Origin of the sequence: Aureibaculum koreense (assembly GCF_034296135.1) — a bacterium.
In the GTDB taxonomy this organism is placed as follows: Bacteria; Bacteroidota; Bacteroidia; order Flavobacteriales; family Flavobacteriaceae; genus Aureibaculum.
This window is the reverse complement of record NZ_JAXKVV010000001.1, coordinates 266,458-289,563: the sequence shown is the minus strand read 5'-3', so window position 1 is coordinate 289,563 and position 23,106 is coordinate 266,458. Positions and strand designations below refer to the sequence as shown.

Genomic DNA, 23,106 nt, shown 5'->3' with positions numbered 1-23,106 from the left:
TCCCCTCCTTTTTTTAAGGAGGGGTATCCAGCCGCCATTTTAAATCTTAGAGAATTATAAAGGGCGGGGTGGTTAATTTAGATATCACAACCTAAGAAATAGGTATCAAAAAAATATGAAGATAGACTTTACACATCATCAATCTGCACATTGTGAAAATGGAGTGGTTTCAAATTTACTTAAGCACAAAGGACATCAGATTAGCGAGCCAATGGTTTTTGGTATTGGTTCTGGACTTTTCTTCGTTTATATACCGTTTTTAAAGGTGAATCACGCTCCCGTGGTAAGTTTTAGACCTATGCCAGGTATTATTTTTAAACGTTTTGCAAAACGCGTTGGCATAAAAATAAAACGATTTAAATTCCGAAATGAAGGCAATGCAGAAAAGGCTTTAGAAACTGAGTTACAGCGTAAAAATCCAGTTGGCTTACAGGTTGGGGTTTATAATTTAACCTATTTTCCTGATGAATACCGTTTCCATTTCAATGCCCATAACTTAGTGGTTTATGGAAAAGAAGCAGATACCTATTTAATTAGTGATCCTGTAATGGAAACTACTACAACGCTGACTAAAAAAGAATTAAATAGAGTACGTTTTGCTAAAGGGGCAATGGCTCCTAAAGGACATATGTATTACCCTGTTGAATTCCCTGAGGAACTAAAATTGGAAAATGCCATAAAAAAAGGTATTAAAACCGTTTGTAGAGATATGCTAGCACCTGTACCTTATGTGGGAGTTAGAGGAATGCGTACCATTGCAAAACTGATACGGAAGTGGCCTAAAAAGAAAGGAATCAAAGTTGCCAATCACTATTTAGGGCAATTGGTTAGAATGCAAGAAGAAATTGGCACTGGTGGTGGCGGATTTCGTTTTATTTATGGAGCATTTTTACAAGAAGCTGCGGTTGTTTTAAATAATCCAAAACTAAAGGAATTATCATTAGAGATTACCGAAATAGGCGACTCTTGGCGTGATTTCGCTGTGGATGCATCCCGAATTTATAAGAACAGAAGCTCTGAGTTAGATGCTTACAATAAGGTGGCGGATCAATTGGTAGATTTATCAAATAGGGAAGAGATATTTTTTAAAAAATTAAAGAAAACGATATAAAATGCAGAATTCGGTGATCCATATCCATAGTGTATCCAAAAAATATAAGGGAGCCGATACTTTTGCCGTTCACCAATTAAGTTTAGAAATTGAGAAAGGCGAAATTTATGGACTGCTCGGTCCAAATGGTGCCGGAAAAACCACTTTGATTTCTATGATTTGTGGTCTGTTAAAACCAACATCGGGACAAATAACTATCAATGGACTATCTTTTAAAGAAAACGCCAAAAAGATAAAGCAAGCCATTGGTGTGGTACCACAAGAATATGCCCTGTATCCTACTTTAACGGCTTATGAAAACCTGATGTATTTCGGAGCAATGTACGGATTATCTGGCAATAATCTAAAATCTAAAGTTATCGAAAGCTTAGGTTATTTAGGATTGGAGAAATTTCAACATAAAAAGATCAGAACCTTTTCAGGAGGTATGAAACGTCGGGTAAATCTAATTGCAGGAATTTTACACCAACCCGAAATTTTATTTTTAGATGAACCTACAGTGGGTGTAGATGTACAATCTAAAAATGTTATTATGGAGCATTTAAAAACATTGAATTCTAACGGAACAACTATTGTTTATACCTCGCACCACTTGAATGAGGCAGAATCATTTTGCACACAGGTTTCAATTATTGATCGCGGTACAATTGTTACGTCGGGTACACCAAAGGAGCTGATTAAAAATACTACAGAAGCTCAAAACCTAGAAGATGTGTTTATTCAATTAACAGGGGAAGCCTTACGGGATTATGCGTAAACTCTTCAGTTCCACATATAAGGAAATATTGCTATTGTCGAGGGATTTAGGAGGGTTGGTCATACTTTTCGTTATGCCATTGGTGCTTATAATAACTATCACCTTAATTCAAGATAGTTCGTTTAAAACCATTAACGACGCCAAAATTTCCATTCTTTTTGTGGACAATGATAAAGGTAATATTGCTGCCAATATTTTAGAAAACCTTAATAAAAGCGATGCATTTAATATTGTGACTCAATTAAATGATACTGATTTCACTGAAGAAACCGCAAAATCGGCTGTACTCAAAGGTAATTATCAATTAGCGGTAATTATTCCTCAAAATTTAAGTGCTGACTTAGATAAAAAAGTTAACCAGAACGTAAATAAAATTCTTAGTGAATTTGGTGTGGAAGATGGGCCTGATACTGTTGATGAGGTAATTTCCAATAAGGAAATAAAGCTATATTTCGATCCTGCCGTTCAAAAATCGTTTAAAAATGCGGTAATGAACAATATCAATAAAATGATTTCCAGAATAGAATCAAAATCTATTTACGAAGCCTTCCAAGCCGAGTTGAGTGAGGGAGAGCCTAATGAGGAAAACCCATTATTAACCGAAAATAACTTTGTCTCGTTTAAGGAAATAAATCCCAAAGAAGGTTCAGAAGTTGCATTGCCAAATTCCACACAACACAATGTACCCGCTTGGACGCTTTTTGCTATATTTTTTATTGTCATTCCATTATCCATAAATATTGTCAAAGAAAAGAATCAAGGTACATTTGTGCGGTTGAGAACGAATCCCGTTTCTTATCTAACCGTTTTAGGAGGAAAATCAATTACCTATTTAATAGTATGTCTGATACAATTTTTGCTGATGTTGGCGGTAGGTGTTTATGTTTTGCCCATGTTGGGATTACATGCGTTGGAAATAGGTTCAAATTTTATCACCTTATTTATAGTCGCCTTATTTTCGGGATTGGCGGCCGTTGGTTTTGGTATTTTATTGGGTACTATGGCCACAACACCAGAGCAGTCCGCCCCCTTGGGAGCAACAATGGTTGTAATTTTGGCTGCTATTGGTGGCGTTTGGGTTCCTGTGTTTTTAATGCCCAACTTTATGCAAATCATATCAAATATTTCACCCATGAATTGGGGATTGAATGCGTTTTATGATGTGTTGTTACGTAATGGAGGAATAATCGAAGTATTACCTGAGATAGGATTGCTAACATTGTTTTTTGTAATAACCGTTGGTATTTCTATTTGGTATGATAAAAGAAAGAGGATGGTTTAATGATGATAATTAACAAGTTCTGCGTAATTCAAAACGAATATTGGAAATAACTAAAATGGAAATAGAAGAGCTTATAGAATTGAGAAAAGAAGACACTTTTCTTAATCACCTTTGGACTGTCTTTAGTCGTGATTTTAGGCCAACAGGAGAAATTGGAAGATATGAAATTAAGGTTTGGAGACAAAATGCGTGGAATGCAACTTTCTATCCAATTTTCAAATTAGAACTAAATACAAATAACAATCTCATCAATATTACCGACACACTAAACCCAGTCGGTAAATCTATAATTGGTATTTTTTTAATTGGATTTCTATATCTAGTTTTTCCTAAAAATCTATATGAATTTAACTTTTTGGATAATTGGTCACAAATAACTCTCATAGGTATTTTTATACTCATCTTAGTTTTTATAGCTGGTATAATTTACAGATTTGAAAAGAAAAATCAACTTGAGCAAATATTTGAACTTTTAGATATGGAAATTGAGCAGGAGAAAAATGAAAATGAATGGTCAATAAAAAACATATTAATTAGATTATTTACATATCCATTTTGCTTGTTTTTAATCGGATTGAATATCTTTCTAATTATTCCTAATGGTCAATATTTTTTAGCAGCAGGTATATTTGTATTTGTTGGATTTTATTTGATAGCTGATTTAAGGATGATTTTCAGAAAAAATCCGACAGATAATAGCTAAATTTATGTAAGTATAATTTTAAATACGAAAAGCAAATTCTTAATGCAAAAAATAACCCATACCTCAGAAATACGTATTCGTTTTAACGAAACAGACCCGCTCGGCATTGTATGGCATGGTAATTATATTACCTATTTTGAGGATGGGAGAGAGGCTTTTGGCAGGGAACATGATATTTCTTATTTAGATGTAAAAGCACACGGTTTTGCAACACCAATAGTAAAATCTTCTTGTGAACACAAATTACCTTTAAAATATGGCGATATTGCCACTATTGAAACCACTTTTGTCGATTCCCCTGCCGCAAAAATGACATTTAGGTATAAAATATTTAATCCCGAAGGTAAAATCGTTTGCACAGGTGAAACCGTTCAAGTTTTTACCGATGACAATGGTGAATTGGCCCTGACCGCACCAAAATTCTTTGAGGATTGGAAACGTAAAGTAGGATTAATCTAAACCATTCTACCATCCAATAAATTAATAGTTCTAGAACCATAAGCCGCATTTTTCTCAGAGTGGGTTACCTGTATTATAGTTACCCCTTCTTCATTTAATTGTTTAAAGATTTCCATAATTTCTTCTCCTTGTTTAGAGTTTAGATTTCCTGTAGGTTCATCAGCCAATATTAATTTGGGATTACCAATTAATGCACGGGCAACACCAACCAATTGTTGCTGGCCACCACTTAACTGCGTTGGGAATAATTTTTGTTTACCTACAATATTGAATCGGTCTAGCATATCTGCAACCAAGGCTTTTCGTTCAGAACCGCTTATCTTTTTATAGAGTAGGGGCATTTCCAAGTTTTCATATACAGTCAATTCATCAATGAGATGATAGGCTTGAAAAACAAACCCAATATATTGTTTGTATAAATTAGCACGATGTTTTTCTTTTAAAGTATGTACAGACTCGTCCATAAAATTATATTCGCCTTCGTCAAAATTGTCCAACATTCCAATAATATTAAGCAAGGTTGATTTACCCGAACCTGAAGGTCCCATTACAGAGATAAACTCTCCTTCTTCAACTTCTAGATTAATATCTTTTAACAAGAAGACCCGTTGCCCACCTGAATTTACCCATTTAAAAATTTTGTTTAATTGTAATAGCATAGTTTTATGTTTATTTTTATTCGTTTTTTTTAATTCAGGATGTAATTTATTCTGTTCTTAAACTTTTTACCGGGTTTGTTCTTGCAGCTTTAATTGCTTGAAAGCTTACGGTTATGATACCAATTAACAAAGAGATGGCACCTGCAAAGGCTAATAACCAAAATGATAACTCTATATGATAAGCAAAATTTTGAAGCCAATATTTAGCCGCCCACCAAGCAATAGGGGCTGCTATAAAAAAGGCGATGATCACCAGTTTCAAAAATTTTGTGGTGTGCAATGTTAATATTTGCGAAACTGATGCTCCGAGAACTTTACGAACGCCGATTTCTTTAATGCGTTGATTTATAGACAATCGAGCCATACCCAATAGACCAATACAACAGATAATCAAGGACAAAATAGTAGCTATATTCACTATTTTCTGCCATTGTTGCTCTTGCTTGTATTGTTTTGCTTCTTGTTCATCTAAAAAATTGTAGGTAAACACAGCATCGGGCATAATGGTTTTATAAGCTTTTTCTAAGGCTATAATAGCTTCTTGTTGTTTTGACTTTTCAAATTTGACCAAAATATTCCCTATTGGTGCTTGCAACATAGAAATAAACATTGGTTTAATAGGCTCTCTAAGTGAACCAAAATGAAAATCTTTTACCACTCCAATTATTGTTCGTTTTTGATCACCTTCATCATTTTCAATCAATTTTATGGATTGTCCCACGGGTTCAGTTAAATTAAATTCCTTAACAAAAGTTTCATTTACAACAACTGAATTTGTGGGGTCGGTTGAAAAATCAGTTGAAAAATTTCGCCCCAAGAGTATTGGAATTTCAACATCGGGCAAGTAATTTTCATCAACCCGCATAAGTGAAGCTTCTATTTGGGTATTATTTATAATGACAGGTTCCGAAAAATGATTTTGGTGGTATGAGACTGACGCAATTGCTGATTCTTTAGATAATTCTTCTTTCAACACTTTACCAATAGCGGTGTAATCCCGATTTCCTGAAATAGTCGTGGTAATTATTTGGTTGGGGTTATACCCTAAATCTTTGGTCCGTATATAATCCATCTGCGAATAAAATACGATAGCTGTAATAAGTAGAAATATTCCCAAGGAAAATTGAAAAACAACCAAACCGCGACCAGCCAAATTTTTACCGCTCCATTTCAATTTATTATAAAGTACTTCCGCGGGTTTTAGCCTAGAAAGAACAAAAGCTGGGTAAAGGCCTGTAATTAAAATGATAGATCCAAAAATTAAAATTAGAAATGCTCCTGATTGAAAATTAAGCATTTGTTCAAATACAAACTGTTTCGCTGTTAGTTCATTGAAAATTGGAATCAATAGTTTTAATGAAAACAGAGAAAGTAAAAATGAAATGCCGCAAAGCAGGCTTGATTCTATAAGAAATTGAAAAATAATTTGCCTTTTGCTACCTCCAGCTATTTTTCTGACCCCTATTTCTTTTGCTCTCTTTATTGCCGAGGCAATGCTAATATTTATAAAATTGATAGCCGCCATTATCAAAATAAGTAGGGCAATGGCAACGAAGACTATGGAATATATGGGGTTGCTGGTATTTACAACTCCGGACTCAATATTGGAATTATTGTCTTGCATAAGAGAATCCAAGTGTATATCCAAAATATTTTGCAAACCATAATTGATTTGAGAATCAAAACCGTAACGTCCTATTTTTTGCTCCACCTGATCTTTGGCATGTATGGCAAATACTCGATCGAACTTCTGTTCAATCGCTCCCAAATCTGTTGTTGGTTCCAAGACTACAAATGTTCCGAGGTAGGCATTAAGCCAATTGGTATCAACCCAAGTAAGTTCCTGAAAACTGAACGGAAGAACAATTTCAAATTGAATAGAAGAGTTTTTTGGAGCATCTTTTGCCACAGCCGAAATCACCATAGGCTTTTTTAACCTTTGAAAACTGGGATTGTGATCCATACGCAACACTTTACCCACCACATTGGTAGTATTAAAAAGTCGCATAGCAGTACTTTCTGAAATCACTACCGAGTTTACTTCGCTTAAAGCAGTATTAACATCGCCATGTAACAAAGGAAAAGTAAAGACATCAAAGAAATTAGTATCGACGAAAAGAATATTTAAATTTAAAATTTTCTCTTCAGTAGAAACCTCGTAATAAATTTCACCACCCAACACCCGAGTATATTTCTTTATTTCGGGAATAGCCTCTTTAAATGCCTTCCCTTGTACTTGACCTGTTCCACCAACAGTTTGTGCAATAGCACCTTTATGCTCCACCATATTTGTGGTGATTCTGTATAAGTTTGGGTTATTGGTATGAAAATCATCAAAACTATGTTCCTCGTTCCAATAAATTCCAGCAAAAAGCAAACAGATAATAGCCACCGTTATACCTATAATATTTATTACAGAATAAAACTTGTTTTTCACAAGATTTCGATAGGCTATTTTTATATAATTTTTAAACATGATATTTATTTTTGTTTAACCTGCAAGGTTTCCCGCTGTAGGCGGAACCTTGTAGGTTTGGTTTTAATTTTTCGTCTTAGACCTGCAAGGTGTTGTCGAGGTACGAGACCTCCTTGTAGGTCTTTTCACTCATCCTTCAAAGCCTCCACCGGATTTGCTACTGCCGCTCTAAAACTTTGCCAGCTTACCGTCAGTAAGGCGATAGCTAGGGCTGTAATTCCGGCCAGGGCAAAAATCCACCAACTTATGGTTGTTTTATAGGCAAAACCTTCCAGCCATGTGTTCATGGCATACCATGAAATGGGAATGGCGATAATAAATGCCAACCCGACCCACTTTACAAAGTCCTGATTTAACAGTTTTAGAATCTGACCAATAGTCGCCCCATTTACTTTACGGATGCCGATTTCTTTTTTGCGTTGAATACAGGTATAAGATGTCAATCCAAAAAGACCCATGGAGGCAATAAGTATGGCCAATATTGTAAAAATCTGAAACGCTGAGCTAAACTTTTTATCTTCATTATATTGTGCTTCAAACTTCTTGTCTAGAAAAGTATAATTAAAGGTACTTTGCGGAAAAACTTGTTTCCATTTATTTTCTAAATCGGTAATGGCTGTTGTATATCCTAAATTGGAAGACACTTTGTTATTAAATTTCACTAGTAAATTATTACTACTATTGCGGTGCATAATAATCATTGGCAACACTGAATTTTTTAGTCCGAAGTGATGGTAATTTTCAACAACGCCAGCAATTGTCCAATCTATTCCGAAGAAATTTGTAATCTTACCAATAGCATCATCGGGATTTGAAATTTCCATTTCTCGCATAGCGGATTCATTAATAATTATAGTTCTACTTTGACCAGCGGCATTATCGATAAAAGTGTTTCCACTTAGGAATTTAATATCTAATAAATCAAAATATTCAGCTTGTGTGGCATAACTATAATAAACCTTTCTACTTTCTTCGGTGCCATTGGGGTAGGTAATTCCAACAAAGGAATTCAACTCATCAAAACCACCACCGGGATAGGTTTGTGTTCTTGTTACAGCAGTTACAAATGGCAATTTTTTTATTTCGTTTTCAAGTGTTTCGTATTTATCCCTGACTAGTGAATCCGACAGTTGCGAAAGAAATTCTCCTTGAAAACTAATGGTTTCATTTAAATTAGCTCCAATAGGCTGATTTTGTAAAAAATTAATTTGTTTGGTAACGACTATCGTACCGATAAGTAATATAATCGTTGCCATAAATTGTAGAATAATCAATCCTTTTCGGATATTTAACCCACTCGCCGAGGTTCTCACTTTTCCTTTCAACGCCTTGGAAGGTGAATAGCCACTCAATAATAAAGCAGGATATAAACCTGCCAGAACTACTCCAAATACTAATACCCCGATAATGGGCAAAAATTGTGTAATCATCGATGTTTGTAACACCAGTTGGCTACCCGTAATGTTATTATATACAGAAAGCATAAATACTGTTAATAGTACTGCTAATACTATGGCAATAAAATTTAGAATAATAGACTCGGATAACGATTGTAATATCAATTGAATTCTTTGAGCTCCCGCTACTTTACGGATTCCGACTTCTTTTGCTCTTTCCAACGATTTTGTTGTTGAAAGATTAACATAATTAAGCCAAGATAGCACGAGGATTATAAACGCAATAGCGGTCAAAAATTTAATTCTGCTCAAACTGCCTCCTGCTTCTGCTTCATACGGTTTATCTGAGTATAAATGAATATTTTCCAAAGGCTCAATATTATATCTTTCGTCAGGATCATCTTCAAAATCAGAAGCGATTATCTTATTTTTTAATAAATCAAAATTTGCATTTTTATCTACATTTAAATAAGTGAAAAAATTACAATGACCCCAATTTGGTGCTACCTGCTCATCAGATGCCCACCAATTAGCAAACGTTTCCATGGAAATTAAGAAATTGGTTTTCATGTGGGTATTTTCGGGCATGTCTTTTAAAATTCCGGTAACCGTTAATATGGCTTCTTCACCATTGTAAAATGCCGATATGGTTTTATCCATTGGGTCTTCATTACCGAATATTTTTTTTGAAAAACTTTCAGTTAATACGAGCGTATTGGGTGCAACCAAGGCAGTTTCTTTTGATCCTTTTAATAGCGGATAGTTGAAGATGTTAAAATAAGTTGCGTCGGCCAATGCTCCTTTTGTAGACTCAATGACTTTCTCATTAACTTTAAAGGTTACTTTCTCAAAACGATACAAACGAACCTGTTCTTTTACTTCTGGGAATTCTCGTTTTAGTGTTGGGCCAATCAGGTTTGCGGTTTGAGCATCTGCAGGCTCGAAAATATCACCTTCTTTAGCGTCCATAAATACACGATAAACATTTTCAGAACCTTCAAATTTATCATAGCTCAATTCGTAATTAACATAGAGCATTATAAGAATAAAAGAGGCGATACCGATTGACAACCCTGCAATGTTTATAAACGAATAGAGTTTATTTTTAAGTAAGTATCTAATGGCAATTTTAAAATATAGTTTGTACATGATTTATTGTTTTATGTCAACCTGCAAGGTCTTTTTTTGACCTTGTAGGTTTGGTTTTAATTTTTCGTCTTAGACCTACAAGGAGGTCTCGTACCTCGACAACACCTTGCAGGTCTTTTACTCCGTTTTTAAGCTTTCCACAGGGTTACTATTTGCAGCTGATAATGTTTTTATACTCATAATAAGTACTGAAATAATAACCATGGCCAACCCGCTTATTACAAATACCCACCAGCTCATGTTCGTTTTATAGGCAAACCCTTCTAACCAATTATTTATGCCATACCAAGCAATGGGTGCAGCAATTAAAATGCAATACCCACCAGTTTCAAAAATTCAGAAGATAGCAATACGTTTAGCTGTAATACTGAAGCTCCCAATACTTTACGGATACCTATTTCTTTGGTTCGTCTTTCTGTGGTATGAATCACTAGACCCAATAAACCCAAACAACTTATTAGAATTGATAGTCCCGTTGCCCAGTTCAGTAACACGGCAGTTTTACGTTCTTGTTCATAAAATCGCTTAATCATATCATCCATAAAAGTGACGGTGAAGTCAGCATCGGGATATATAGATTTATAAACACTCTCAATTTCACCGATGGTTTCAGACCACTTTTCAGAATTTTCTTTACTCAATGCAAGGTGAAGCGTATTAAAACGCGAAAATTTTTCACGGTACCAATCTCCAGCAAATGCCATAGGTTCTATTCTTGATTTTAGGGAACGTTGATTAAAATCTTCCATTACACCAACAATTGGAATGATTTTATCACTCATTTTGATGGTTTTACCAATTGCATTTTCTGGTGTTTTAAAGCCCAGTAATTTCATGTAAGACTCATTAATTACAATTTCCTGTATAGTATCATTTAGTTGTTTGCGACCTGATAAAATATCGATATCATAGAGATCCAAATAATTTTTATCCCCATAGAGAAATTGTAATTCGGTTTTTACTTCTTTTTCATCATCAAAAAAGGTTACATGAGATGAATTGGTGCTAAATGAGGCAGGGGGATTACTGCTAAGGCTGGTTTTTGCTACCTGAGGTAAATTTCTAATTTCTTCTTCCAAGCGGATGCGTTTATCCAATGACGGAGTTTGCCAAGGTGTACGAATATGGACAATGGCGTCGGTTTTAATTCCCATATCTTTAGACATTAGGTAATTCAATTGTTTACCAACCAGCAAGGTGCCAATTATAAAAATTTGGGCAATAACAAATTGAAAAACAGTTAAATATTTCCGCAAGGAAGATTTGTCTCCTTTACGTAGGAATTGACTTTTTAAGACAGATGCTGGTCTGAATTGTGAAAGCACCATAGCGGGATAAAAACCTGATAAAAACGTAACTATAATTAAGAGAAGTAAAATCGAAATAATTACCATAGGTTCTTTAAACAATTGAAAACTTATTCCTTCAGGAATAAAATCCGAAAATATTTTCAGTAACCAAAATGACAGAAAAAAAGAAAGAACAGCTGCAAAAAGGGTTAAGAAAAACGTTTCTCCTAAAAATTGAAAAATCAACTGCTTTTTTGAACTTCCCAATGTTTTTCTGATACCTATTTCTTTAGCCCGTTGCGTAGCTTGTGCAGTATTTAAGTTAATAAAATTAATACAGCCTAACAATAGTAAGAAAAGAGCAATAAAGCCCAAACTGATCAAAACAGGTTTGCTGGCACGGCCTGAATCAAAGTCAAATGTGTAATAATTAGGATCAAAATGCAATTCGCTTAAAGGCTGTAGGTGAAATTTACGTGTTTGGTCATATGAGATCGTTTCTGGATCGGCAAATTCTTTGGCAATTTTTCCAAGCTCAGAACGGATAGTAACCAAATTGGTCTTTTCCGATAATTTCACGAATAATTGGGAAGCGGAACTTGTATTGCCCCAACCTGCATTTTCAACTAAGTTGCTCATGTCTTTATTGTCCGCAGTTTTCATTGAAATAAATTCTTCAAAAACAATATCGGTACGCTGTTTGAAATTGGCTACAATTCCCGTTACACTTACAGGAATAGTATCATTATAGATTAATGCACTGCCAATGATTTCATTCAATTGTTTTTCCGGGAAATATTTTCTAGCTCTGTTTTCGGACAGAACCACTTCGTTAGGATTGTTAAAGATTACCTCTTTTGAACCTGCTAACCATTCATATTCAAAATTGTTAAAATATTCTTTATCGGCATAAACCACAAACTCAGGATTTTTAAAGAGTTTTTCAGTAGTTGCATTTTTAACGTGCAATGGGTAAGAGGTAAATACAGGTGCCACTTCTTTTAGCCCGGGAGTGTCGTTTTTTAATTTTTCAGCTAAAGGAACAGTTACACCCGGATTATAAAATTTACCTTCGGGAGTTGTAAACTCTGTCGTAATTCTATAAATGTGTTCGCTATCGGGATGGAATTTATCAAAAGTGAGGTCATAATATATCATTGCACCGATCACAAAAGAAGCACTTAAGCCAATGGCCAAGCCGATACTATTTATTGTTGAAAATAGTTTATGTTTCCAAATACTCCGCCACGCTATTTTTAGATAGTTTTTTAACATAATCTTTGTTTTGATTAACCTGCAAGGTTTTCCGCAGTAGGCGGAACCTTGTAGGTTTTTTATCTTAATTTTATTCCAGACCTTCAAGGAGGTCGCTATCGCGACAACACCTTGCAGGTCTTTTGCTATTCCGTTCGTAAACTTTTAACAGGGTTGGCATTTGCCGCTTTTATGGCCTGAAAACTAACGGTTACAATGGTAACGGCCAAAGCCCCGATAACCGCCAGTGCAAAAATCCACCACTCTAAAATTACACGATAAGGATAGTTTTGCAACCAACCGTTCATGATGTAATACGAGATAGGAATGGCAATAAAACATGAAATTGCAACCAGTTTCAGAAAATCTTTAGAAAGCATATTCCACACATTAAAAACCGTTGCTCCCAATACTTTGCGTACCCCAATTTCTTTGGTGCGTTGCTCTGCCACAAATGATGTTAACCCAAAAAGACCGAGGCAACTGATTAAAATGGCGAGAGCTGTAAAAATGCCCGATAAAGTTCCTATACGTTCTTCCGAAGCAAATTTTTCTCCATATTCCTGATCTATAAAATCATATTGAAATGGAATATCCGGGAAATGTTTTTTGAAAACCCCTTCTACAACCGCTAAATTTTTACTGTTGCTTTGCTCTGGGTTTAACCTTAAATTATAAAAGCTTCCACCGTTCCATTTATCAAAAACATACATACCTTGTTTTATAGGTTCATAAGGCGATTGTGTTATCATATCGTCTATAATCCCAATAATTTTTAACGGTGTTTCTGGATTTTCCTCATTAGCATCTTTTATAAATTTTCCAACGGGATTTGTAAGTCCCATATATTTTACAGCGGTTTTGTTAAGTATTACGGCGTTGGAGTCCGTAGCAAATTCCCTTGAAAAATCCCTACCTTCAATAATTTTCCAGTTTAATGTTTTTCCATAATCATAAGAAACTGTTGTAAATGCCAAGTCTTCTTGAAAACCTTCTGGCTTTCCTTCCCAAGTAAAACCACTTCTATTGGACCAGATTTGCGTGGTAGGGCTGCTGGAAGCTGACATTTCCACTACCGCACCTGAGTTTATAAATTCACTTCGCATTAAATCGTATTTTCCTTCAAAATCTTGGCTATAGGTCGGTACTTGAATTAAGCCTTCCTTGTTATAGCCCACTGGACGGTTTTTGGCATGATTGATCTGTTGCATTACAATGACCGTTCCTATGATAAAAGCAACCGAAACCGTAAACTGTAGCACGACCAATATTTTTCTTGGCAAACCTGCGTATCTACCTGATTTAAAGGTTCCTTTTAATACATCAACGGGTCTAAAAGAGGAAAGGTAAAGTGCGGGATAACTGCCCGCCAACAAAGCTGTAAACAAAATAAAAAATAAAGAGACTATCCAAAATGTAGGATTTAGCCAAGGAAATACGATATCTTTTTTTGCCAAATCGTTAAATCCGTCCAAAGATAATAACACAAAAATGATGGCAACAAAAAAGGCAAATACCACGACCAAAAAAGATTCGCTCAAAAATTGATTTATCAATTGACCTCTTTGCGAACCAATCGATTTACGGATACCTACCTCTTTAGCACGTTTTTCCGACCGAGCTGTACTGAGGTTCATAAAATTGATACATGCCAAAAGCAACACAAAAGCACCGATGATACTAAACAACCAAACATATTTTATTCGGCCACCCTCTTGTTTTCCGTTTTTAAAATTACCCCTTAAATACCATTCATTCATTGGGAACAAAAACAGTTGGGGGTTATATTCTGCGGTATCTTCGTTTAACTTCTTTTTTACATCTTTTATTGTTGTTGATACTTTGTCCATATCTGCATTGTCTGCCACTTGTACAAACATCTGAAAAGAATTATTGCCCCATTGGTCTTCAGAATTTTTTACCCATTCCCTTGAAGCTACATATTGCTCCCACGGAATAATATAGTAGGTGTCGTTAAAAGAGGTATTAAGAGGAATATCTTTATAAACACCGGTTACCATTAAATCATCCTGATTCCTGACCTTTACTACTTTACCTATCGGGTCTTCATTTCCAAAAAGCGATTTAGCTGTTGATTCACTAAGCATGATGGAGTTAATTTCCCTTAGACCGTCTCTTTCTCCCTTTATAATTTCCAGATTTAACATTTCTGGAGCTTCCCGTTGCATATAATTTCCGGACCTGTAGAGACTGGTTTCATCATATTTTAAATAAACTTTATTTGTCCATGATGACATTATTAAATGCTTAAAATTGTTTCCATACTCATCTCTTAATGCTTTTTCCAATGGTCTGGGAATGGCGGGCCCCGTACCTATTTCACCATTAAAAGTTTGCGATTGATAGACCTGTGCTATTTTATTTTTATTTTTAAAATAACTGTTGTGAGAAAGTTCACTTTGAACCCAAAGCCCAATGATTAACGTTACGGCCATACCCAAGGCAAGTCCGCCAATATTAATGGCCGAGTAGCCTTTGTTTTTAGCTAAATTTCGCCACGCTATTTTTAGATAGTTTTTTAACATGATTTTTAGTTTTTAACCTGCAAGGTTTCCCGCTGTAGGCGGAACCTTGTAGGTTTGATTCTTAATCTGTATTTTATCCTAGACCTACAAGGAAGCCTTCGGCAATACCTTGCAGGTCTTGAGTCACTTTTTATTCTGATATTCTTTGAATTGTTGCTTCGCCGATAACAATACCTTTATTTACTTCAGGATTTCCCTTATAAGCCACAGTAGCTTCACCATAAGCAGTTACTTTTAACTCTTCAGAAACATTCACTCTGTAACTGCCTTCACCATACGCAGTTATTTTAGTGCTTTTATTGGCCAGACCTAAGGTGTTTATTTTAGCTTCACCATAACCTGTAAATTTTTGATAACCTATATTTCCTTCTTTAATCACTATATAACTTTCTCCATACATAGTGGTACGAAGTTTTTTTAGATTTACTTTGTTGATGGTAATTTCAGACTCACCATAAATTTTTAATCGAAAATCATCTTGAACTATGGGACTTTTACAACTAAATTTTTCTTCACCACGTAAAGAAAGTTCATCAATATTTTTATAAGTAACCGTGGCGGTTACTACAGTACCTTTGTATAAGGAACGGGTTCTTTTTTGTCCGTCTTTTTTATACTTTTCATTTTTGGTCACTTCTTTTGCACCCTCTAAATAAATTCGCAAAGTTTTGCCATCTACTTCTATGTTTAGTTTGTTTTTATCTACTGAACAAGTTTCAATAGTTACACTCTCGGAATCACCTTGGATAAAATTCACCGATATATGTGGACTCACAATTACCTTGTCAAAATTTTTGACATTGGTTGTTTCTGATTGTGCATTCGTGTTAGCCAACCCTAAAAGGAGGAGGCTTAAAAAAATGACGGTTTTAAGTTTCTTATTTTTCATGATTGTTTGTTTTTATTCTGTTTTTAAACTTTTTACAGGATTTACTATTGCGGCTTTAATGCTCTGGTAGCTCACCGTCAATACCGCTACCGCTATTGCCAAAAATGCTGCCAATGCCAATATCCACCAACTAATTTCTATTCGAAACGAAAAGTCTTCCAGCCATTTGTTCATGGCATACCATCCAATTGGTATTGCAATAAGTATGGCAATACCTACCATTTTTAAAAAGTCGGTAGTTAGTCTGTATGTTATTTGACCAATACTTGCTCCCAATACTTTTCTGATACCAATTTCTTTAGTACGTTTTTGTGCATTAAATGCCGCTAGACCAAATAAACCAAGACAGGCGATTAAGATGGACAATATGGTAAATATCATAAAAATGCGACCCAGGCGTTGTTCGGCATCATAAGTGGAATTGAAGGCATCGTCCATAAATCGATAACTAAACGGTTGTCCCGGTGCCAATTTATTCCAGATAGTTTCTATACTTGAAATGGTTTGTTTAAAATCCCCTGCTTTTAATTTTACAGCTAAAGTTCCTGTTGATCTTTCAAGAAAAAGACCCAATGCTCCAATATTTTCTCTTAAAGATTCAAAATGAAAATTTTTGACAACGCCTACTACCGTGTAAAAAATCATATTACCTTCCTTAAGGTCTACATCTTCTGTAATTCTCATACCCAAGACTTCTTCTGCTTCCATTCCTAGCACAGATAAAGTTGCTTCGTTGATGATCACAGCGGTAGAGTCTGTTGGGCGTTGTTTGTCAAAATTGCGACCGGCGATAATTTCCATACTTAGGGTTGGGATATAATCTTCATCCACATACCAAGTGTCCAATTGAATTGCGTTTTCTTGTTCGGTAGCTCCTTCTTCAAAAAATGAACTGTCCGAACGAACCGAAGGTACGGGTAAAAAACTACTAAAAGAAGCACTTTTTACTTGGCTCAAACGCACAACTTCTTCTTTAAAAGCATCGATTTGCCTACCTGCAGCATAAGTGTCATTTATCAATAAAACTTGATCTTTGGTAAACCCCAGATCCTTAGATTGAATAAATTTTAATTGTTGAAAGACGACCAATGTACTTACAATTAAAAAGACTGAAATGGTAAATTGGAATACGACCAAACCGTTCCGAATATTTCCCCCACCTACGCTTGTTTGGCTTCCGCCTTTAAGCGTTTTTCCGGGTTTAAATCGCGACATAAAGAATGCTGGATAGCTTCCTGAAAATAAACCTAATATAATGGTAACCATTAATAAGATCAACCAGAAAAACGGATTGGCAAAGGGTAATGAAATAGACTTGCCAGAAAGTTCGTTAAAAAGGGGAAGTACTATGATTGAAAGCATTACCGCCATTAACAACGAAATTAAAGAGATTAAGCCGGACTCAATCAAAAACTGATAAATTAGATCTCTTTTATTAGACCCTAATGTTTTTCTTACCCCAACCTCTTTGGCTCTCTTTAAAGAATGGGCGGTTGACAGGTTCATAAAGTTTACACAAGCCAAAATAATAAGGAACAACCCGATAAACGATAAGATATATACGTTTTGGATACTGCTATTGGCACTTAGCCCGCCATCACGTGTTGAATACAGATGAATATCCGTTAATGGCATAATGTGGTATCTTATGTAATTACCAGATGCCGCAAACGATTCAGCGGTAATTCCTGGAAAATATTTTTGTGCCCACGGTAGCATATATTTTTCTAAAAACCCTTGTATCGGCTCGTGCATGGTATTAACATTTGCCGCAGGTATCAACTTTATAAATGTTTGAAAGTTGTTACCACCCCAATTGTCCTCTTTTGAAGCCTCATGTCCGGTCATGGCCATAAAAACCGTATAATCCCTCAAAAGGGAATTTTTCGGCAGATTACCCATCACCCCCGTTACGGTGTAAGTATCATCATTATTTAGGATAAGAGACTGGCCTATTGCGTTATTAGTACCGAAATATTTTTCGGCTGTTGTTTTGGTTAGTACTAAGGTATTTGGTTCGGTTAGTGCAGATTTAGCATCACCAGCAAGTAGTTTGATTCCAAACATATCAAAGAAAGAGGAATCGACAAATGTGGTATTAAGCTCTTTTGAATTATCCTCAGTTTCATTTTTTCTAACGAGCATACTGCCTTGGGTTCGAAACCTAACGGTGCTTTCAACTTGTGAAAAATCGTTTTGTAATGCTTTGGCCATGGGAGCGGCAGTTTGTGCAGTCTCAATTTCTGCCCCTCCAAATTTTATATCTGCATCTATACGATAAATACGATCGGCATCAGCAAACATTTTATTGAAACTTAACTCATCGTAAATATATAGCGAAATGAGTATCCCGCCCGCCATACCAATGGCAAGGCCAAAAGTATTTAAAAAAGTAAAAAAAGGTTGTTTTTTTAAATTTCTCCAAGCTATTTTTAGATAGTTTTTATACATGATATTTGTTTTTGTTTAACCTGCAAGGTTTCCCGCTATAGGCGGAACCTTGTAGGTTTGGTTCTTCATTTTATTCCAGACCTACAAGGAAGCCTTCGGCAATACCTTGCAGGTTCTGATCTTTTTTCTTACATTTTATATGTCCCATGCCTACAGCACTCATTTTTACTTTCTTATTTTATCCCTACGGATTAAAATCCGTGCTTATTAAATGTTTTGAGCTTCTGGCTCTTAGATTTTTTGTAAGCGTCCACAAGTCCTCTCCCTAAGGGGGAGTTAGAGGGAGCTTTTAAATCTTTGCCACAAAAGGAGTATTTTGACTTTCCGTAACAATTTGTCCATCAAAAAGGTTAACAATTCTATGAGCATAATGCGAATCTCTGTCGGAATGTGTAACCATTACAATGGTAGTTCCTTCTTGGTTCAGTTCAGTTAATAAATTCATCACCTCAATACCATTTTTAGAATCTAAATTACCTGTAGGTTCATCGGCAAGAATTAGTTTGGGGTTGGTAACTACGGCCCTAGAAATAGCTACACGTTGTTGCTGACCACCAGACAATTGTTGTGGAAAATGTTTTTCACGATGTGCAATTTTCATTCGCTCTAAAACAGCCCTTACTTTTTCTTTACGTTCGCTTTTATTCATTTTTAAATAAATTAAAGGCAACTCAACATTTTCGTAAACCGTAAGTTCATCAATTAGGTTAAAGCTCTGAAAAACAAAACCGAGATTACCTTTACGTAAATCAGTTCTTTGGCGTTCTTTTAAGCCGCCCACTTCGTGACCACTAAATTGGTAACTGCCTTCGGTAGGGTTATCAAGCATGCCAATGATGTTTAATAAGGTGGATTTACCGCAACCGGAAGGTCCCATAATAGCTACAAACTCGCCATCGGCAACATTCAAATTGACGTTGTTCAATGCTAATGTTTCAACTTCTTCGGTTCTAAAACTCTTTTTTAAATTTTGGATTTTTATCATTTTATTTTGTTTTTAATTCCCCTCTCTCAGAGGGGTGTCCCGCAAAGCGAGACGGGGTGTTTTTTTTGATTTTACTCTAGTTAATTATTAGTTGTTTTCTGTATTTCTATATTTTAAGTTTCAATTTTGACTATTTTCAGAATTTTTTTTAAATGTTTTACCCCTATTTTAGGTAAGGTTTTCCCTAAAGATTTTTTCATTTCCAAGTTCTGAATAACCACATCTTCAAATTCAATAAAAGGATTCTTTTCATATTGACCTATGCGGATTATTTTAACACTATTATCATTAACTTCCAAAGGCATAATTAAAGAATTCTTTTCTTCGAACCATTCTCTTAAATGTCCTTTTACAAATATCAATTTTTCACTATTTTCAATTTGAAATAACTCCATTTGAACAGCTTCTATTAGTTTAGTACTTAAACTCATTTGATATTTTAAGTCAACAACTCGATTCATCTCAACTATTTAAATAATTATTTTGTTATTAATATTTCGATTAAACTAATAACCACCCCGCTCTTTATGATTCTCTAAGATTTAAAATGGCTACTGGGCATACTTAATCAAGTTCAGCACAGGCTCCCACCTTGAAAAAAGGAGGGGACTTTACATTTCTCCTCTTCAATTTTATTTCGTCAATTTATTCGCCTTATAATGAAGGAATAACAATTCCAAACTTATCCACAACAGTTGTAAAAGCCCCTCCCTGCGGAGGGGTTGGGGAGGTTTTTTTATTTCAAAACAATTCTCTCCGCCTCCCCAAAACTGTCATAGTTACTCGTAATTACTTTTTCTCCAGATTCCAACCCTTCCAGCACTTCATAAAATTTCGAGTTTTGTTTTCCTATTCTTATGGAGCGTTTAATGGCTTCATCATTATCGCTGACTACAAAAATCCATTGGCCGCCAGTACTTTGGAAAAAGCTACCTTTTGGCAATAGAAGGGCATCACTTGATTCACCCAATTGTAGTTTAATATTATAGGTTTGACCTGCACGAATGGTTTCTGGCTTTTCTTTTGTAAAAACAAGATCTACCTTAAATTTTCCATTTCTAACTTCGGGATATACCTTTCGTAAACGTAGCGGGAATTCTTTTCCGTTACGTTCTAAACTTGCCGATAAATCTCGTTTTACACGATCAATATAATGTTCGTCAATGGTGGCTTCAATTTTAAAATCGGTCAGTACATTTATTTGTCCAATGCGTTCACCTTGCCCAATACTTTGACCAATTTCTGCATCCAGAAAGCCCAATTGTCCATCAGCAGGGGCACGTACATTCAAATGGTCTAGGCGTTGATACACCATACCTAGGGTTTTACGCATACGTTGTAAATCCGAATCTAAACCTGATAATGAGGTTTTTCGCATTTTATCGTCCTGTTCGGTTTGTAATTTTACTATATCGTGTTGTTTTTTAGAAAGTTCATAGTTTTCCTTACTAAGCAAATACTCTTCTCGTGAGATTAGTTCATCTTTGTATAAGGCTTCGTTCTGTTCAAAATTTCGCTTGTTTTTTGTTAAATCATAATCTGCTGTAGCCAGAGATTTTTTGCCACTTACTTGTCGCGAATCAAATTCTAATCTTGTGGATCGTAAATTGTTCTCTTTTAAAGCCATATTACTTTCACTCGCTAAAATTTGCTCATATAAATTCATGTTTTCCAGCTTCAGTATAATATCCCCTTTTTTGACCATGGAGCCCTCTTCGATAAGTTTTTCGCTAACACGACCACCTTCATAGGCATCCATATAAATGGTAGAAATAGGTGCTACTGCACCATTGATAGTGATATAGTCATCAAATTTTCCTTGTGCAACTTCTCCTATAGATAATTTGTCTTTCTCAGTTCTGAAGGTGGACATTGAATTGCTAAAAATCAACTTATAGCCCACAAATAGGAGTAGTAATCCTAGGGCTATATATCCATAATGTTTTGGCCTTAATCCTTTTTTCTTTTCAAGTTTTATATCCATTTTTTGTAGTCTTTTGGTCGTTAGTCGTTAGTCGTTGGTCTCTTGGTTATTTAATCGTTTATTTCCTATTCACTATTCACTATTCACTATTTTCCTTTTTTCACTCCTGTCTTCGGTCTTTCGACTTTTTTGTTTCTTGATCCGAATCTTTTCCCCCTTTGGGGGCTAGGGGGCTTCTATATCAAACACAGGTAATCCTTTATAAAAATCTAATGTTTTTTCTGTTATTTTCAATTGTAATTTCACTTGTAAATTTTCATTCTGTGCAGTTGTGTATAAATTTTTGGCTTGATAAAGTTCTATTGTACTAATCATCCCTTTTTCATATTTTTTTTGTGCAATAGCAAATGATAATTCTTGGGCCGTCATCTTTTTTGTGCTTTGCTCAGATTCTATAGTAAATGATTTCTGATCTTGAACCAATTGTTGAATCAGCTTATATAGCTCTTGTTTTTGTATGTCTAAACTATTGTTAGCTCGCTGAAGTTCTATTTTTTGTTGTTTGATATTTGAACGATTTGACCAACGAGTGAAAATTGGAATATTCAAAGAAACACCCACATATTTTGAGAGATTGTCATTAAACTGTGTATTAAATGGAATGATGTGATTGTCATCATCAACGTTCGTTTCATAATAACCTGTTCCATAACCTGCGGATAAAGATAATGAAGGATATAACTTTCCTCTGGCAATGGCAACTTCTTTTTTTGCAGCTTCTGTTTTAAATTTTTCGGCTTTAATCAATGGAATAAAATTAGATGCAATATTGTAAACTGAATCTAAATCTGTAGTTGAATAGATGGTTTCTTCTTCCGTCATTTCATCCAATGCTGTACTAATGTTGATAGTTGATTCACCCTCTAAATTCATTTCTTGAATTAGTTTCAATTGAGCGGCTTCCAAACTATTTTTACTTTGAGTAACGGCTAATTGGTCTGTTAGCAATACAGATTCCGCTTCATATAAATCTGCACCAGCTTTTAGCCCTAATTCCAATTGACGTTTTACCAAATTGTAATTTGTTTGAGAAACTTCGGCCTGTTCTTTAGAAATTGCCAATAAACCTTCGTAAAACCGTATATCGTAAAAAGCTGACATTACACGAAAAGCTAATAAATATTTTTGTTGCAAAACATTTTCTTTAGCGGCTTTGTAAAGTAATTTTGAAGCTTTTATCGAATTCAATTTTTGAAATCCTCTAAATATATCTATTGACGAACTTAAAGAATAGTTATTCGAGAAAAAGTCGGTATCAATAATGTCATTAGTATTGGGATTAACCGAACGCCCATATCGAATGTTGTAACCTGTTGATCCAGTTATGCTTGGGAGTAAATTACGTACAGATTGCCTATAGGTTTCTTTATTGGAATCACTAGTGTACTTAAAATTATTTAATTCCAAATTATGATCAATGGCATAGGCCACACATTCGTCTAAAGTCCATGTTTTCTGTGCAGTTATAGATTTTACCATCAAAAGGAAAAGGAAAAAAATAATATGTTTTTTTAAGGTCATGTTAATTGTAATTCTAGTTTAAATAGCGATTTACATTTATATTGTGCCAAAATGTACACTAATGTTGTGCCATGTTTTTAGGTGTCTGAAAATCAAGTAAATAAATTTTATTAGGATTAAAACAAGGTTTTATTTGTAAAAATATTTTACAATAAATGTCAAATAATTTGACACTTTTTTTTAAACTAAAATCT

At 35.0% G+C, this 23,106-nt stretch carries 17 protein-coding genes; 5 read left to right on the top strand and 12 right to left on the bottom strand.

Features of this window, described 5'->3' with window-relative positions:
- The first annotated feature begins 115 nt into the window (after positions 1-115).
- Genes darH through UMM65_RS01395 form a run of 5 tightly spaced genes read left to right on the top strand, consistent with a single transcriptional unit; the run spans position 116 to position 4,312 of the window.
- Positions 116-1,111, top strand: coding sequence for a BtrH-related acyltransferase DarH (gene darH / locus UMM65_RS01415; protein WP_321974674.1), 996 nt, complete (start codon positions 116-118; stop codon positions 1,109-1,111).
- 1 nt (position 1,112) lies between these two features.
- Positions 1,113-1,868, top strand: a complete 756-nt coding sequence (locus UMM65_RS01410) for an ABC transporter ATP-binding protein (protein ID WP_321974673.1) — start codon at positions 1,113-1,115, stop codon at positions 1,866-1,868.
- Positions 1,861-3,150, top strand: a complete 1,290-nt coding sequence (locus UMM65_RS01405) for an ABC transporter permease (protein WP_321974672.1) — start codon at positions 1,861-1,863, stop codon at positions 3,148-3,150. Before UMM65_RS01410 ends, UMM65_RS01405 begins: the two co-directional genes overlap by 8 nt.
- Positions 3,151-3,205: 55 nt before the next feature.
- Positions 3,206-3,853 (top strand): hypothetical protein, encoded by a 648-nt coding sequence (locus UMM65_RS01400; RefSeq protein WP_321974671.1) that lies wholly within the window; start codon positions 3,206-3,208, stop codon positions 3,851-3,853.
- Between the two features lie 42 nt (positions 3,854-3,895).
- Positions 3,896-4,312, top strand: a complete 417-nt coding sequence (locus UMM65_RS01395; protein WP_321974670.1) for an acyl-CoA thioesterase — start codon at positions 3,896-3,898, stop codon at positions 4,310-4,312.
- On the opposite strand, the gene UMM65_RS01390 is transcribed toward UMM65_RS01395, so the two are convergent.
- From UMM65_RS01390 to UMM65_RS01335, 12 genes are all read right to left on the bottom strand, one after another.
- A complete protein-coding gene (locus UMM65_RS01390) occupies positions 4,309-4,971 on the bottom strand; it encodes an ABC transporter ATP-binding protein (RefSeq protein WP_321974669.1) in 663 nt (220 codons plus the stop codon). The genes UMM65_RS01395 and UMM65_RS01390 overlap by 4 nt on opposite strands.
- Positions 4,972-5,017: 46 nt before the next feature.
- Positions 5,018-7,447 (bottom strand): ABC transporter permease, encoded by a 2,430-nt coding sequence (locus tag UMM65_RS01385; protein ID WP_321974668.1) that lies wholly within the window; start codon positions 7,445-7,447, stop codon positions 5,018-5,020.
- A 125-nt stretch (positions 7,448-7,572) separates the two neighbouring features.
- A complete protein-coding gene (locus UMM65_RS01380) occupies positions 7,573-9,993 on the bottom strand; it encodes an ABC transporter permease (protein WP_321974667.1) in 2,421 nt (806 codons plus the stop codon).
- Positions 9,994-10,110: 117 nt separating this feature from the next.
- Positions 10,111-10,233 carry a hypothetical protein gene (locus tag UMM65_RS01375; protein WP_321974666.1) on the bottom strand — a complete coding sequence of 41 codons (123 nt, stop codon included), beginning with the start codon at positions 10,231-10,233 and terminating at the stop codon, positions 10,111-10,113.
- 65 nt (positions 10,234-10,298) lie between these two features.
- Entirely contained in the window at positions 10,299-12,557 is a 2,259-nt protein-coding gene (locus UMM65_RS01370) for an ABC transporter permease (protein ID WP_321974665.1), read from the bottom strand.
- 125 nt (positions 12,558-12,682) lie between these two features.
- Positions 12,683-15,082, bottom strand: coding sequence for an ABC transporter permease (locus tag UMM65_RS01365; protein ID WP_321974664.1), 2,400 nt, complete (start codon positions 15,080-15,082; stop codon positions 12,683-12,685).
- Positions 15,083-15,212: 130 nt separating this feature from the next.
- Complete coding sequence (locus UMM65_RS01360; protein ID WP_321974663.1) at positions 15,213-15,971, bottom strand: head GIN domain-containing protein; 759 nt, start codon at positions 15,969-15,971, stop codon at positions 15,213-15,215.
- A 12-nt stretch (positions 15,972-15,983) separates the two neighbouring features.
- Positions 15,984-18,422: an ABC transporter permease gene (locus tag UMM65_RS01355; RefSeq protein WP_321974662.1), complete on the bottom strand. Its 2,439-nt coding sequence runs from the start codon at positions 18,420-18,422 to the stop codon at positions 15,984-15,986.
- A 289-nt stretch (positions 18,423-18,711) separates the two neighbouring features.
- Positions 18,712-19,407, bottom strand: a complete 696-nt coding sequence (locus UMM65_RS01350) for an ABC transporter ATP-binding protein (RefSeq protein ID WP_321974661.1) — start codon at positions 19,405-19,407, stop codon at positions 18,712-18,714.
- A gap of 113 nt (positions 19,408-19,520) precedes the next feature.
- Complete coding sequence (locus tag UMM65_RS01345; RefSeq protein WP_321974660.1) at positions 19,521-19,868, bottom strand: hypothetical protein; 348 nt, start codon at positions 19,866-19,868, stop codon at positions 19,521-19,523.
- 275 nt (positions 19,869-20,143) lie between these two features.
- Positions 20,144-21,391: an efflux RND transporter periplasmic adaptor subunit gene (locus tag UMM65_RS01340; RefSeq protein WP_321974659.1), complete on the bottom strand. Its 1,248-nt coding sequence runs from the start codon at positions 21,389-21,391 to the stop codon at positions 20,144-20,146.
- Positions 21,392-21,556: 165 nt separating this feature from the next.
- Positions 21,557-22,912 carry a TolC family protein gene (locus UMM65_RS01335; RefSeq protein WP_321974658.1) on the bottom strand — a complete coding sequence of 452 codons (1,356 nt, stop codon included), beginning with the start codon at positions 22,910-22,912 and terminating at the stop codon, positions 21,557-21,559.
- Positions 22,913-23,106 lie beyond the last annotated feature (194 nt).